The 13,958-nt window shown below is 72.7% G+C and carries 14 protein-coding genes; 7 read left to right on the top strand and 7 right to left on the bottom strand.

Going from position 1 to position 13,958, the window contains the following annotated elements; genetic code table 11:
• Window positions 1-20: 20 nt before the first annotated feature.
• Window positions 21-590 (top strand): hypothetical protein, encoded by a 570-nt coding sequence (locus OG553_RS15210; RefSeq protein WP_405979509.1) that lies wholly within the window; start codon window positions 21-23, stop codon window positions 588-590.
• Window positions 591-706: 116 nt separating this feature from the next.
• Entirely contained in the window at window positions 707-1,045 is a 339-nt protein-coding gene (locus OG553_RS15205; protein ID WP_405979508.1) for a DUF2516 family protein, read from the top strand.
• Between the two features lie 6 nt (window positions 1,046-1,051).
• Here the strand turns inward: OG553_RS15205 and OG553_RS15200 are convergent, their stop codons facing one another.
• The 3 genes from OG553_RS15200 to OG553_RS15190 all read right to left on the bottom strand — a co-directional run bounded on the left by OG553_RS15200 (window position 1,052) and on the right by OG553_RS15190 (window position 4,939).
• The gene (locus tag OG553_RS15200) at window positions 1,052-2,326 is read right to left on the bottom strand and encodes a PP2C family protein-serine/threonine phosphatase (RefSeq protein WP_405979507.1); all 1,275 of its coding nucleotides are present in this window, start codon (window positions 2,324-2,326) and stop codon (window positions 1,052-1,054) included.
• A gap of 436 nt (window positions 2,327-2,762) precedes the next feature.
• Window positions 2,763-3,893 (bottom strand): NlpC/P60 family protein, encoded by a 1,131-nt coding sequence (locus OG553_RS15195; RefSeq protein ID WP_405979506.1) that lies wholly within the window; start codon window positions 3,891-3,893, stop codon window positions 2,763-2,765.
• Window positions 3,894-4,126: 233 nt separating this feature from the next.
• Complete coding sequence (locus OG553_RS15190; protein WP_405979505.1) at window positions 4,127-4,939, bottom strand: class I SAM-dependent methyltransferase; 813 nt, start codon at window positions 4,937-4,939, stop codon at window positions 4,127-4,129.
• Between the two features lie 221 nt (window positions 4,940-5,160).
• Here OG553_RS15190 and mshA point away from each other — a divergent pair, with 221 nt between their 5' ends.
• Window positions 5,161-6,543, top strand: coding sequence for a D-inositol-3-phosphate glycosyltransferase (gene mshA, locus OG553_RS15185; protein WP_405979504.1), 1,383 nt, complete (start codon window positions 5,161-5,163; stop codon window positions 6,541-6,543).
• Window positions 6,536-7,027 carry a YbjN domain-containing protein gene (locus tag OG553_RS15180; RefSeq protein WP_405979503.1) on the top strand — a complete coding sequence of 164 codons (492 nt, stop codon included), beginning with the start codon at window positions 6,536-6,538 and terminating at the stop codon, window positions 7,025-7,027. Before mshA ends, OG553_RS15180 begins: the two co-directional genes overlap by 8 nt.
• Before the next feature lie 190 nt (window positions 7,028-7,217).
• On the opposite strand, the gene OG553_RS15175 is transcribed toward OG553_RS15180, so the two are convergent.
• A complete protein-coding gene (locus OG553_RS15175) occupies window positions 7,218-8,501 on the bottom strand; it encodes an MDR family MFS transporter (RefSeq protein WP_405979502.1) in 1,284 nt (427 codons plus the stop codon).
• A 138-nt stretch (window positions 8,502-8,639) separates the two neighbouring features.
• Between OG553_RS15175 and OG553_RS15170 the strand changes: the two genes are divergently transcribed.
• A complete protein-coding gene (locus tag OG553_RS15170; protein ID WP_405979501.1) occupies window positions 8,640-9,398 on the top strand; it encodes a phosphoglyceromutase in 759 nt (252 codons plus the stop codon).
• 64 nt (window positions 9,399-9,462) lie between these two features.
• Here the strand turns inward: OG553_RS15170 and OG553_RS15165 are convergent, their stop codons facing one another.
• Complete coding sequence (locus tag OG553_RS15165; RefSeq protein ID WP_165365008.1) at window positions 9,463-9,612, bottom strand: hypothetical protein; 150 nt, start codon at window positions 9,610-9,612, stop codon at window positions 9,463-9,465.
• 120 nt (window positions 9,613-9,732) lie between these two features.
• Window positions 9,733-10,410, bottom strand: coding sequence for a phosphate signaling complex protein PhoU (gene phoU / locus OG553_RS15160; protein WP_007265512.1), 678 nt, complete (start codon window positions 10,408-10,410; stop codon window positions 9,733-9,735).
• Window positions 10,411-10,637: 227 nt separating this feature from the next.
• On the opposite strand from phoU, the gene OG553_RS15155 reads away from it, so the two are divergent.
• Together OG553_RS15155 and OG553_RS15150 are read left to right on the top strand one after the other, a co-directional pair.
• The gene (locus OG553_RS15155; protein ID WP_405979500.1) at window positions 10,638-11,876 is read left to right on the top strand and encodes a sensor histidine kinase; all 1,239 of its coding nucleotides are present in this window, start codon (window positions 10,638-10,640) and stop codon (window positions 11,874-11,876) included.
• Window positions 11,873-12,553, top strand: coding sequence for a response regulator transcription factor (locus OG553_RS15150; RefSeq protein WP_007265514.1), 681 nt, complete (start codon window positions 11,873-11,875; stop codon window positions 12,551-12,553). The genes OG553_RS15155 and OG553_RS15150 overlap by 4 nt, the downstream gene beginning before the upstream one ends.
• Before the next feature lie 269 nt (window positions 12,554-12,822).
• Here OG553_RS15150 and OG553_RS15145 read toward each other — a convergent pair whose 3' ends face one another.
• Complete coding sequence (locus tag OG553_RS15145; RefSeq protein WP_405979499.1) at window positions 12,823-13,494, bottom strand: DUF461 domain-containing protein; 672 nt, start codon at window positions 13,492-13,494, stop codon at window positions 12,823-12,825.
• Window positions 13,495-13,958 lie beyond the last annotated feature (464 nt).

Here is a 13,958-nt window from a genome sequence, read left to right as displayed (position 1 = left end):
TGATCCGGGAGGACCCGCACATGGCCATCGCCGATGACCTGAAGAAGACCCTCACCGACCCCACCCCCCTCTACTTCGCCGCAGGCACGGCCGACCTCGCCGTCCAGCAGGCCAAGAAGGTGCCCGCGCTCATCGAGCAGCTGCGCGCCGAGGCCCCCGCGCGCATCGAGGCCGTGAAGAACACCGACCCGAAGGCCGTGCAGGACGCCGTCACCGCCAAGGTGACCGGGGTCCTCGGCTCGATCGACCCGAAGAAGCTCGGCGAGACCGCCCAGGACCTCGCGCTGCGCGGGGTCGGCGTGGCCGCCGAGTACGCCGTCCGGGCCAAGGAGACCTACGACAAGGTCGCCGAGCACGGCGAGCAGACCGTACGCGCCTGGCGCGGCGAGGTCGCCGACGAGATCGTGGACATCGCCGACGCCGTGGAGCCCGAGCCGGCGCAGCAGCCCGCGCAGGAGCCCGCCGCGGCCGAGGCGTCCGCCGAGGCGCCGGCCGAGGGCGGCGACGAGGAGAAGCCCGCCGCGAAGAAGCCCGCCGCGCGCCGCACCGCGGCCAAGAAGGCCGCCGCCACGCCCGGCGAAGAGGCCTGAACCACCCGATTGCGGGCCGGGCACCCGACGGGTGCCCGGTTCGTTGTCGTTTGGGAAAGCGGCTCCGGCGGTAGCGTGGAGTCAGTGGTGCCGGAAGCGAGAAGGCGGTCGAGACGATGCTGATGCAGGGGTTCGATAACGGGGTGCTCCCGTTGCTGGGCTACGCCATGCTGGCGCTCGCCGTCGTGGCCTTCGTGCTCGCGCTGCTGGCGCGCGAGGACGCGTACCGCGCCGCCGACAAGCAGACGAAGACCTTCTGGCTGGTCATCCTCGGGGTGACCGTCCTCGTGGACTTCTTCCTCGGGATGCTGTTCCTGCAGATCGCGGGCCTGGTCGCGAGCATCGTCTTCTTCGTCGACGTGCGCCCCGCCCTCAAGCAGGTCTCCGGCGGCGGCCCGCGCCGCGGCGGCAGCAGCAGCGACGGCCCCTACGGCCCGTACAACGGCGGCCGCTGAGCCGGCCTAGCCCGCCGCGCGGGAGAGCAGGACCACGGCGACGTCGTCGGTGAGCTCGCCCCCGTTGAGGCGGCGGGCCTCGGTGACGGACGCCTCCAGCAGCGCCTCGCCGCTCAGGCCGCGCTCGATGTGCCGGTTGATCATCTCGACCATGCCGTCCTGCCCGAGGCGTTCGCGGCCGTCGCCGACGCGGCCCTCGATGAGCCCGTCGGTGTAGAGCATCAGGCTCCAGGTGCCGCCCAGGTCGACCTGGCGGCGGGGCCAGCGGGCCCGGGGGAGCAGCCCGAGCGCCGGGCCGCTGTTCTCGTACGGGAGCAGTCGCGCCGGCTTGCCCGGCCTCGATATCAGCGGGGCCGGATGCCCGGCCAGGCACAGGCCCGCGCGTCGGCCGTCCGGGGAGATGTCCACCGTGCACAGCGTCGCGAAGATCTCCTCGCAGGGCCGCTCCACCTCCAGGACCTGCTGGAGGGTGGCGAGCAGGTCGTCCCCGCACAGCCCCGCCAGGGTCAGGGCGCGCCAGGCGATGCGCAGCTCGACGCCGAGGGCAGCCTCGTCGGGGCCGTGCCCGCAGACGTCGCCGATCATGGCGTGGACGGTGCCGTCGGGGGTGCGGACGGTGTCGTAGAAGTCGCCGCCGAGCAGGGCCCGGCTGCGGCCGGGACGGTAGCGGGCGGCGAAGCGGAGGTCGGAGCCGTCCAGGAGCGGGGTGGGCAGCAGGCCGCGCTCCAGGCGGGCGTTCTCCTGGGCGCGAAGTTTCGATTCTGCGAGCTTGTACTGGGCGATGTCCGCCCGCTTTCTCTCCACGGCGTAGCGGATGGCACGGCTCAGCAGCCGGCCGTCGAGCTCGTCGCGGTAGAGGAAGTCCTGGGCGCCCACGCGTACGGCCTCGGCGGCGCGGTCGGCGTCGGCCTCGCCGGTCAGGACGAGCACGGCGTGGCGCGGGGCGATGCGGAGGACCTCGCGCAGGGCGCCGAGGCCGTCCTCGTCGGGGCCGGGCAGGGCCAGGTCGAGCAGTACGCAGTGCACGTCGGGGGTGAGCAGCCGCGCGGCCTCGGTGAGGTTGCGGGCGCTGCGGATCCGGATCCGGTGGCCGTCGGCGTCGAGGATCTCGGGGACGGTGAGGCCGCCCGCGGGGTCGTCCTCCACCACCAGCAGCGTCAGCGACGCCGCAGCGGCGGCGGCTGCTGCCGCGGCTGCCTGCGGTGCCGGGGTGTCCCGCTGCCGCGGTACGGGTACGGGTATCGTCTCCGGTTCCTTGCCTCCCCCCGAAGGTGCGCTCATGCGGCAGACCCTAGCGGGCGGGTGCGGGCGAGCGGAATGGGAGGCGGGGGAGGGCCGCCGTCATATGCCCTTATCGCGGGGGAAAACCGCGCCGCCGAAATGACCAACGTCACGGCCCGCCCACCCCCGGTCCCGCCCACCGAGACCCCGGACCGGCATTCTCAGCCCCGCCGGCGTTTGAGGCGCGGGCGCGGTAGCGCCGTGCGGTGACCCGCACCCGCGCGGAGCGCACTGCGGGGTCCGGGGGCAGCCCCGTAACCGGGGCCGGGGGGCAGCCCTGTAACCGGGGTCCGGGGCAGCCCCGTAACCCGCGTCCGGGGCGGAGCCCCTGGCCGGGGTGCGGGGGTCTGCCCCGTGTGGGGGCCGGGGCGGGAGCCCGGGGGCGGGGTTCCCGGGGCCGGTGCGGCCCCGGGTCCGGTCACCGCCCGGCCAGGGCTTACGCGTCGGGCCGGACCACCGCCTTGATCGGCATCGAGCCCGCGCCCGCCATCGTCACCGTGCGCCCCGGCCGCGGGGCGTGGACCATCGCGCCGTCGCCGACGTACATCCCGACGTGGGTCGCGTCGTCGAAGTAGATGATCAGGTCCCCCGGCCGCATGTCCTTGACCGCCACCTTCGGCAGCAGCCGCAGCTGCTCCTGCGAGGTGCGCGGGATCCCCCGCCCCGCCGCCAGCCAGGCCTGCGAGGTCAGTCCGGAGCAGTCGAAGGAGTCGGGGCCCGTCGCGCCCCAGACGTACGGCTTCCCGATCTGCGCCGTGGCCCACTGCACGGCCCGCTTGCCCGCGTCCGTGGCGGCGCCCTTGACGTCCTTCATCCCGCCCGACGACAGCCACGCCGTCTGCGCCTTGTACTGCGCTTCCTGCTCCAGCTGTATCAGCCGGGCCTTCTCCTCGGCCGCCAGCCGGTTCTCCAGGGCCTCCGCCGTCTTGATCTTCTCCTCGATCTCCTTCTTGGCGGCTTCCTTCTTGGCCCTGTTGTCCTCCATCTTCTGCCAGAGCGCGCCCGCTTCCTTCGCGTACCGCTCCAAGTCGGTCTGCGTGCGGTTCAGTTCGGACAGCAGGTCGGTCGTGGCCTTCTCGCCCTGCCGCAACCGTCCCGTCCCGTCCAGGTAGTCGGCCGGGCTGTCGCTCAACGCCAGCCGCGCACCCGGCGGCAGGCCGTTCGAGCGGTACTGGGCGCGGGCGGCGGCGCCCGCGCGGTCCTTGAGGGAGGAGATCCGGTCCTGGCCCGCCACCACCAGGTTGGCGATCTGGACGATCCGCTCGGACTGCGCCTTCGTCTCGCCCTCCGCGAGGTTGTACGCGTCCGTCGCGGCGCCGGCCTGCCGGTAGAGGCCCTCTATCTCCTTGCGGACCTGCTCCAGGGACTTGGCGCCCGGCTCGGGCGCGGGAGCCGCCGGCGCGGCGGGGGCCGAGGGGGCGGAGGGCGCGCCCGGGGCGGCGTACGCGGTGCCCGCGAGCCCCGGGGCCGCCAGTATCGCCATGGCGCACAGCAGCGTGAGGGCGGACGCTCCCTGCCGCCCCTGCCACCCCTGCCGACGCGACGACGCTCGCTTCACGGTCCCCATGGCTCCCCCAGGCACCCCGGGTCAGACAGACGTCACCGGACAAGTCGGGCTAACCGGACCGGACATCACATCTGACTATTCATCAGTAACTTGGCACTGTCACCGGGATGGTGCCACGACTCGGTGAATTCCAACACCCTCCGGGTGCCTCCCCGATCATGACCGCCCACCCCCCGACCGTCCCAGCCGACTCAACGGGCCGCCCCCGAAGCCGGTTCCCCACCGCGCGAGGTTCACCCCGCCGGGCGCAACGCCTCCCACCGCACCGTCAGTTCCCCCTGCCGCCACCGCACCGGACCGTCCGCCAGCGGCCAGTCCACGGCCAGCGCCCGCGCCGTCCGGATCCACCGCTGCCGCGCCCCGTACGAGGCGTACGGGGCCGCCGCCGCCCACGCCCGGTCGAAGTCGCGCAGGAACGCGTACACCGGCTCACCCGGCACGTTCCGGTGGATCAGCGCCTTCGGCAGCCGCTCCGCCAGGTCCGACGGCCGCTCCAGCGAACCCAGCCGCGTCGCGAACGTCACCGTCCGCGGCCCCTCCGGCCCCAGCGCCACCCACACGTGCCGCCGGCCGATCTCGTCACACGTCCCCTCCACCAGCAGCCCGCCCGGCGCCAGCCGCCCGCACAGCCGCTGCCACACCTCCGCGACCTGCTCCTCGTCGTACTGCCGCAGCACGTTCGCCGCCCGGATCAGCGCCGGCCGCTCCCCGCGCTCCAGCGGCACCTCGAAACCGCCGTGCCGGAAGCTCAGCCCCTCCCGCTCGTACGGCTTCGCCCCCGCCACCCGCGCGGGCTCGATCTCGATCCCGACCACCCGCACCCGCGGCGCCGCCTCCCGCAGCCGCGCCAGCAGCTCCACCGCCGTCCACGGCGCGGCCCCGTACCCCAGGTCCACCGCCACCGGCGCGTCCGCCCGGCGCAGCGCCGCCCCGTGAGCGGCGGCGATCCAGCGGTCCATGCGGCGCAGCCGGTTCGGGTTCGTCGTCCCGCGCGTCACGGTGCCCACGGGGCGCTTCGGGGAGGGCGGGGTACTGCGGGAGACCATGAGCCGAGCGTAAGCGGAGCACGCGCCCAAGATAAAAATCCGGCAAACGGCCAGGAACTTCCGGGCTCCCGGAATGCGGCGGACCGCCATCCGGGTTGCACTCCTTGCAGGGCGCCGACCGCGCTCCCGCAGCCATGCCGCCCCACCGGCGCTGCCGACCCGCCGCCGGAGCGGGCCGCAGAGGACCGTCGACCGTCGTCCGAGCGAGAGGAACTGCTCCCTTGAGCCAGTACGTGTCCCGCCTCGGCGGCAGCATCAGCGGCCGCATCGCCGCCGCCCGCGGCGCCCGCCCCGACGCCCCCCGCCTGCGCCTCCCGGCCGTCGGCCACCACCGCAAGCCCCGCCGCGTGGCCATGCTCAGCGTGCACACCTCACCGCTGCACCAGCCCGGCACCGGCGACGCCGGCGGCATGAACGTCTACATCGTCGAGCTCGCCAAGCGCCTCGCCGCGATCAACATAGAGGTCGAGGTCTTCACCCGCGCCACCACCGGCGGCCTGCCGCCCGTGGTCGAGCTCGCGCCCGGCGTCCTCGTACGGCACGTCGACGCGGGCCCCTACGAAGGCCTCGCCAAGGAAGAGCTGCCCGCCCAGCTGTGCGCCTTCACCCACGGCGTCATGCAGGCCTGGGCCCGCCACCGACCCGGCTACTACGACCTCGTCCACTCCCACTACTGGCTCTCCGGCCACGTCGGCTGGCTCGCCGCCGAACGCTGGGGCGTCCCCCTCGTCCACGCCATGCACACCATGGCCAAGGTCAAGAACGCCGCGCTCGCCGAAGGCGACACCCCCGAGCCCGCCGCCCGCGTCATCGGCGAGACCCAGATCGTTGCCGCCGCCGACCGGCTCATCGCCAACACCGCCGAAGAGGCCGAGGAACTCGTACGACACTACGAGGCCGACCCCGGCAAGGTCGCCGTCGTCCACCCCGGCGTCAACCTCGACCGCTTCACCACCGGCGACGGCCGCGCCGCCGCCCGCGCCCGCCTCGGCCTGCCGCAGGACGCGGTGATACCGCTCTTCGCCGGCCGCATCCAGCCCCTCAAGGCCCCCGACATCCTGCTCCGAGCCGTCGCCGAACTCGTCGACCGCGACCCCTCGCTGCGCCGCCGCCTCTTCGTCCCCGTCGTCGGCGGCCCCAGTGGCAGCGGCCTCGCCAAGCCCGAAGGCCTCCAGAAACTCGCCGCGAAGCTCGGCATCACCGACCTCGTCCACTTCCACCCGCCGGTGGCGCAGGACGGCCTCGCCGACTGGTTCCGGGCCGCGTCCGTACTGGTCATGCCCTCGTACAGCGAGTCCTTCGGGCTCGTCGCCATCGAAGCCCAGGCCACCGGCACGCCGGTCCTCGCCGCCGAGGTCGGCGGACTGCCGGTCGCCGTCAACGACGGCGTCACGGGCATCCTCGTACCCGGCCACGACCCCGTGGACTACGCCCGCGAGCTGCGCCGCTTCGTCGACGACCCCGGCCTCACCGACCGGATGGGCGCCGAGGCCGCACGGCACGCGCAGTTCTTCGGCTGGGACACCGCCGCCGGCGGCACGGCCGACGTCTACACCGCCGCCATGCATGATCATCGCCGTCGCGTACGCTCCCACCATGGCTGACGCTGACACCGCCGCGATCATCGAGTCCACGCTGGCCGGCGCCGAGCTGAGCTGGGAGAGCCCCGAACCGGGCACGTACGTCGTCCAGCTCCCCGGCACCCGCAAGCTGAGCACCACGTGCTCGCTCCGCATCGGCCGGCACTCCCTGTCGGTCAACGCCTTCGTCATCCGCCACCCCGACGAGAACGAGTCCGGCGTCCACCGCTGGCTGCTGGAACGCAACCTCAAGCTGTACGGCATGGCGTACGCGGTGGACCAGCTCGGCGACGTCTACCTCACGGCCCGGCTCCCGCTGTCGGTCATCACCCCGGAGGACCTGGACAGCCTCCTGGGCACCGTCCTGGAGGCGGCGGACGGCGCCTTCAACACCCTCCTGGAACTCGGCTTCGCGAGCGCGATCCGGCGCGAGTACGAGTGGCGCGTCGCCCGCGGCGAATCGACCCGCAACCTGGACGCCTTCAAGCACCTGACGCAGCCTTCCTGACGCGTGGCTGAAATCAGCCCCGCCGGCGTTTGAGGCGCGGGGGTGCGGGGGCGGAGCCCCCGCAAGGGGTCCGGGCGCAGCCCGGGGAACGGGCGAAGGGCGGGTAGGGGAACCGGCCCGCGCAGCGGTACCCCGCGCACCCACCGCCCCGCCCAGCCGCAGCGGCACCGCACCCCGTCCGCCCGGCCGGCTAGGCCTCGGCGGGGACGGCCTCCGAAGCCGGCTTCGCCGCAGGCGCCCCCGCACCGGCGGAGCCGGAGACGGCCTCCGCCCCACCGGGAAGCCCCCGCATCAGCAGCCAGTACCCCGCCGCCGCCACCGTCCCGAGGACCCCGGTGGCCCCCCACAGCCACCCCGCCCCGTACCGGTCGATCACCAGCCCGGCCATCAGCGGAGCCACCAGCGCCGCCACCGCCCACGACATCGTGTACATCCCCTGGTACCGCCCCCGCCCGTGCACCGGGGACAGCCGCACCACGAGCCCCATCTGCGTCGGCGAGTTCACGATCTCCGCCAGCGTCCACACGCACACCGTCAGCGCGTACGCCCACAGCGACCCCGCGAACGCCGTCATCGCGAACCCGTACCCCGCCAGCAGCGCCGAGACCACCAGCAGCCGGCTCGGGTCGCGGTGCTCGATGAACCGCGTCACCGGGATCTGGAGCAGCACGATCAGCAGCCCGTTCGCCGCCACGACCAGCCCGTAGTCCCCGGGCGAGAAGCCCGCCTGCCCCATCGCGACCGGCAGGCCCACCGAACCCTGCGTGAAGATCAGCGAGACCAGGAACGACAGCCCGACCACCGCCATGAACCGGCCGTCCCGCAGCACGGTCCCCAGCCCGATCTCCGGCTCGGCCCCCTTCTCCGCCTCCTCCTTCACCGGACGGGACTCCGGCAGCTTCGCGAACACCAGCACCGCGCACACCAGCGTCAGCGCCGCCTCGCCCAGGAAGCCGGCCAGGTAGCTGTACTCCGCCACCACGCCCGCCACCACCGAGCTGACCCCGAAGCCCATGTTGATCGCCCAGTAGTTGAGCGCGAAGGCCCGTACCCGGTCCTCGGGCGGGACGATGTCCGCCATCATCGCGGAGACCGCCGGGCGCGAGGCGTTCGAGGCCATGCCCACCAGGCACGCCACCGCCGCGATCGCCGCCGGGTGCTCCATGAACCCCAGCAGCGCCGTCGACAGCGCCGTCGAAACGTTCGCCGCCAGCATCGTCGGACGCCGCCCCAGCCGGTCCGTCATCACCCCTGCCACCAGCGAGGACACCACACCACCCAGCCCGTACAGGGCGACCACGAGTCCCGCGAAGGAGGCCGAATAGCCCCGGTCCAGGGTCAGGTACATGGTCATGAACGTCGCGACGAAAGCCCCGAGCCGGTTGACCAGCGTGCTGGCCCACAGCCACCAGAACGCGCGCGGCAGCCCCGAGACGCTCTCCCGGGCAGCCCGTCTCAAACTGGCAGCGGACATACGGATTCCCCCGATGATGTAAGTACCACTGGATCTGCTGGCACATTACGAACGGGGTCCGGCGCCGTCCACTGGATTGACGCCGGCCGTCAATCGGAGGCGCGCGGGCGCCCCACGGCGTCCACTAGGCTCGTACGCATGGCCGACGCACCGTACAAGCTGATCCTCCTCCGCCACGGCGAGAGCGAATGGAACGCGAAGAACCTGTTCACCGGCTGGGTGGACGTCAACCTCAACGAGAAGGGCGAGAAGGAGGCGGTCCGCGGCGGTGAGCTGCTCAAGGACGCCGGCCTGCTCCCCGATGTCGTGCACACCTCGCTCCAGAAGCGCGCGATCCGCACCTCCCAGCTCGCGCTGGAGGCCGCCGACCGCCACTGGATCCCCGTGCACCGCTCCTGGCGCCTGAACGAGCGCCACTACGGCGCCCTCCAGGGCAAGGACAAGGCCCAGACCCTCGCCGAGTTCGGCGAGGAGCAGTTCATGCTGTGGCGCCGCTCCTACGACACCCCGCCGCCGGCCCTCCAGGACGGCACCGAGTTCTCGCAGTCCGAGGACCCGCGCTACGCCTCCATCCCGCCGGAGCTGCGCCCGCGCACCGAGTGCCTCAAGGACGTCGTCGTCCGCATGCTGCCGTACTGGTACGACGCGATCGTCCCGGACCTCCTCGACGGCCGCACCGTCCTGGTCGCCGCCCACGGCAACAGCCTGCGCGCCCTGGTCAAGCACCTCGACGGCATCTCCGACGCCGACATCGCGGGCCTGAACATCCCCACCGGCATCCCGCTCTCCTACGAGCTCGACGCCGACTTCAAGCCCCTCAACCCGGGCGGCACCTACCTCGACCCGACGGCCGCCGCGGCCGCCATCGAAGCCGTCAAGAACCAGGGCAAGAAGTAGCAGTCCGCAGACGCGAGAGGGCCCCGTCCGGATCGGACGGGGCCCTCTCGGTGTCGTGGGCGGGTCAGCCGCCGCACTGGCACGGGGCGCCGGACTGGCAGCCGCAGCCGCAGCCCGAGCCGCAGCCGCAGGCCGCGAGCAGCGGGAGGCGCAGCGGCTCCGGGCGGGGCGGCTGCTCCTGTTCCGGCGTGATGGGGACAGGGGTTTCGGGCATGGTGCCTCCTCGCAGGCGGCGTACGGGAAGTCGTGGTGCCTTCGCCTCATTCATGCCCAGCCACACCGGCGCGTCAACGGCGCATTGGGGCGTGCCGCGCCGAGCGCCGCGCGAAGGGGCTCAGACGCCCTCGACCTGCGTCGGCTGCTGCAGCTCGTCCGCGTGCTCGCCCGTCACCAGGTACACCACGCGCTTCGCCACCGACACCGCGTGGTCCGCGAACCGCTCGTAGTAGCGGCCCAGCAGCGTCACGTCGACGGCCGTCTCGATGCCGTGCTTCCAGCGGTCGTCCATCAGGTGCTGGAACAGCGTGCGGTGCAGCTGGTCCATCTCGTCGTCGTCCTGCTCCAGCTGGAGCGCCAGGTCCACGTCCTTCGTGATGATGACCTCGGCAGCCTTCGCCATCAGGCGCTGCGCCAGCTGCCCCATCTCCAGGATCGTCGCGTGCAGGTCACGCGGGACCGCCGTGTCCGGGAAGCGCAGCCGGGCCAGCTTCGCCACGTGCTGCGCCAGGTCGCCGGAGCGCTCCAGGTCGGCGCTCATGCGCAGCGAGGTGACGACGATGCGCAGGTCGGTGGCCACCGGCTGCTGCCGGGCCAGCAGGGCGATGGCGCGGGCCTCCAGGTCGTGCTGGAGGTCGTCCACCTTCTGGTCCGCGGCGATGACGCTCTCCGCGAGCTTCAGGTCGGCGTCCAGCATGGAGGTCGTGGCCCGGCCGATCGCGGAACCGACGAGCCGGGCCATCTCGACCAGGCTCTCTCCGATCGAGTCCAGTTCCTCGTGGTACGCGTCGCGCATGGTGTCCCTCTCCGGCCTTCTTGCCTGCTGCTCGCTACTGCTCGTCTGCTCACTACTGCTCGTGCGGGGTGTTCGGCCCCACGTTTACACGTTCGGTCGCCAACGCGTCCGACTCCGGCACCACAAATGAATCAACCCCGTCGTCAGGGTGAACTCTGGGCGACGACTGTTCGAGGTGCCACCCGAACGGCTGTGGAAGTGTCCGCGGGCCTGCTTAACCTGGACACATGGACGTGAACGCGGCGGTCGCCGCAGCTGCGGCGATCGCCGGTCTCTGCACCGGTGTGATCGCCATGCTGGCGTTCCGCTGGAGCGAGCGCGACCAGGCCCGCCCCACCCGGAGCTCCATGCGCCCCGACATCAACGCGGTGCTCCCGCCCGGAGTGGACACGGTCCTCTCCGTGCTCCGCTCCTCCGCCGTGGTCCTCGACGAGGGCGACGCGGTGGTCAAGGCCAGCTCGGCCGCGTACGCGCTCGGGCTGGTCCGCGGCGGGAAGCTGGCCGTGGAGCCCATGCTCCACATGGCCCGCGACACCCGCCGGGACGGAGAGATACGGCAGATCGAGCTCGACCTGCCCCGGCGCGGCACCGGCCGCGGCGAGGCCCTCGCGGTCTCCGCCCGCGTCGCCCCGCTGGGCTCCCGCCTGGTGCTGCTGCTGGTCGAGGACCTCACCGAGGCCCGACGCATCGAAGCGGTGCGCCGCGACTTCGTCGCGAACGTCTCGCACGAGCTGAAGACCCCGGTCGGCGCGATCTCGCTGCTCTCCGAGGCGGTCATGGACGCGTCGGACGACCCCGAGGCGGTCACCCGCTTCGCGGGCCGCATGCAGATCGAGTCCACCCGCCTGATCAACCTCGTGCAGGAGCTCATCGACCTCTCCCGGGTGCAGAACGACGAGGCACTGGAGGACGCCGAGCCGGTACGGGTGGACACGCTCGTGGCGGAGGCCATCGACCGCTGCCGGCACACGGCCACCTCCAAGCACATCACCATGGCCGCCGGCGGCACCGCCGACCTGCGGGTATGGGGACACCGGGGGCAGCTGGCCGCGGCCCTCGGCAACCTGGTCGAGAACGCCGTGAACTACAGCCCCGCCCGCACCCGCGTCGGCATCGCCGCTCGCCGGGTGACCGCGCCGGGCGGAGACTTGATCGAGATAGCCGTGACCGACCAGGGCATAGGCATCCCGGAGAAGGACCGCGAGCGCATCTTCGAGCGCTTCTACCGCGTCGACCCGGCCCGCTCCCGCGCCACGGGCGGAACCGGGCTGGGCCTCGCGATCGTGAAGCACGTGGCGGCCTCGCACGGCGGGGAGGTGTCGGTATGGAGCTCCGAGGGCCAGGGCTCCACGTTCACCCTGCGACTCCCCGAGGCGGCCGCGCCGGCCCCGGCGACCGCCCCCGAACCCGCCAGACCCCAGCTTGACCCAGAACCAGTCATTCCTGCCCCGGAGGTCCTTCCGTGACCCGAGTGCTCGTCGTCGAGGATGAGGAATCCTTCAGCGACGCCCTGTCCTACATGCTCCGAAAGGAAGGCTTCGAGGTCGCGATCGCCGCGACGGGGCCCGACGGGCTCGACGAGTTCGAGCGCAACGGCGCCGACCTCGTCCTCCTCGACCTGATGCTGCCCGGCCTGCCGGGCACCGAGGTCTGCCGGCAGCTGCGCGGCCGCTCCAACGTCCCCGTGATCATGGTGACCGCCAAGGACAGCGAGATCGACAAGGTCGTCGGGCTGGAGATAGGAGCGGACGACTACGTCACGAAGCCCTTCTCCTCCCGGGAGCTGGTCGCCCGCATCCGCGCGGTCCTGCGCCGCCGCGGCGAGCCGGAGGAGGTCACCCCGGCGGCCCTGGAGGCCGGGCCCGTCCGCATGGACGTGGACCGGCACGTGGTCACCGTCGCCGGGGCCAAGGTGGACCTCCCGCTGAAGGAGTTCGACCTGCTGGAGATGCTCCTGCGCAACGCGGGCCGCGTGCTGACCCGCATGCAGCTGATCGACCGGGTCTGGGGCGCGGACTACGTCGGCGACACCAAGACCCTGGACGTCCACGTCAAGCGCCTCCGCGCCAAGATCGAACCCGACCCGGGGGCCCCGCGCTACCTGGTCACGGTCCGCGGCCTGGGCTACAAGTTCGAGCCGTAGGCCGACGGCGTACGGGTGGGCCCCACGTCCGGCCGGAGGCCGGCGCAGCGTCCCGAAGCCGGCGAGGCCCCTGGGGCCGAGTCGCGCGAGGGGCGCACGCGGGACGGGGTTCGAGCCGGACCCGGGGGCCCCGCGTTACCTGGTCACGGTCCGTGGCCCGGGCTACAGGTTCGAGCCGTAGGGCATCGGGGCTCCAGTGGTTCCCGGGTAAAAGGGGAGGGCCCCCGCCGCATCGCGGCGGGGGCCCTCCCCTTTTGGTGCTGCTGCGCTCAGTGGCCGGCGCTGCGCGACGGCGAGGCCGACGCGGAGCCCGACGGGGTGGCGCCGGCGGCCGGGGAGCCCGACGCGGCCGGGGAGCCGGAGGCGCCCGGGGAGGGGGAGCCGGAGGGGCTGCCGGACGGGGCCGGGGCGGGGGCGGCGGCCGGGGCCTCGGTCGGGCCGTAGCCCGCGTACATGCCGGTGGCCGGGACGACGAAGGCGTCCAGCTCCACGTCACCCGTGGTGCTCAGCTGGAAGACGACGTCCTGGACGTTGCCGTTCTGGACGGCCTCGCGGCCGCCCTCGATGACGGCGGAGGCGTTGCCCTTGCCGCCCAGCACCACGGAGCCGCCGGCCGGCACGGTGATCTTGCCGGAGCCCTCGGCGGCCTTCAGGACCACCTTGGACTTGCCACCCTTCAGGGTGATCCCGTCCAGGGTCTGGGCCTTGGTGCCGGTGTTGAAGACGGTCGCCGAGACGGCGGCCGGGCCCTTCTTGTCCTTCTCGCCCTTGGTGATCACCAGGGCGTTCTGGATCTTGATGTCGCCCTTGGTGACAGCGGCGTTGTCCGGCTTGATCTCGAGAGTCTGCGCGTCGTTGCCCGCACCGCACGCTGCGAGCGATGCAAGGGAGAACACGACGGCGGTAGCGGCGAGAGCGCCGCGTCGAAGGCTGCGGCTCACGGCGGCGGCAACTCCTTGGACGTACGGACGGGACGGGTACAGGCTCAGGGCGACCGAGGTAAAGCCGCCCTAAGGGTGTGTCAGCGCGCTTAGGTTACCGAGCCGCCGCCCCGCCCCCGCACCCGACCCTCCGCAGTGCGCGCACCGCGCTCCGCCGGTCCCGCGATCTTGCATTCCGCTATCCCGTCCGGAGCGGCTCCGTGATCAATTCCTGGATTCCCTCGAACGCCGTTGCTTGATCAATTGCAGATTGGGCCTGAACCCGCTGCGTACGGGTGGCCGCCAGTCGAACGGAGTACTTCGGTTTCATGTCCGGGAACCCGGCAAAACGGGACGTACGTCACACTGGTGGGCGCGTCCGCCAGGTGTAACGTGGTCGTTTCGCCCGGTCCGCACAGCGCCTCCGACCTGCGAATACCCCCCTCCGGAACCCTTTCGCAGCACGTTCGTGTCGCTGTTGTCAA

The sequence above is a fragment of the Streptomyces sp. NBC_00158 genome (genome assembly GCF_045160885.1).
Lineage (GTDB): Bacteria > Actinomycetota > Actinomycetes > Streptomycetales > Streptomycetaceae > Streptomyces.
The sequence above is the reverse complement of the archived record's forward strand: the minus strand, read 5'-3'. Positions and strand labels throughout refer to the sequence as shown.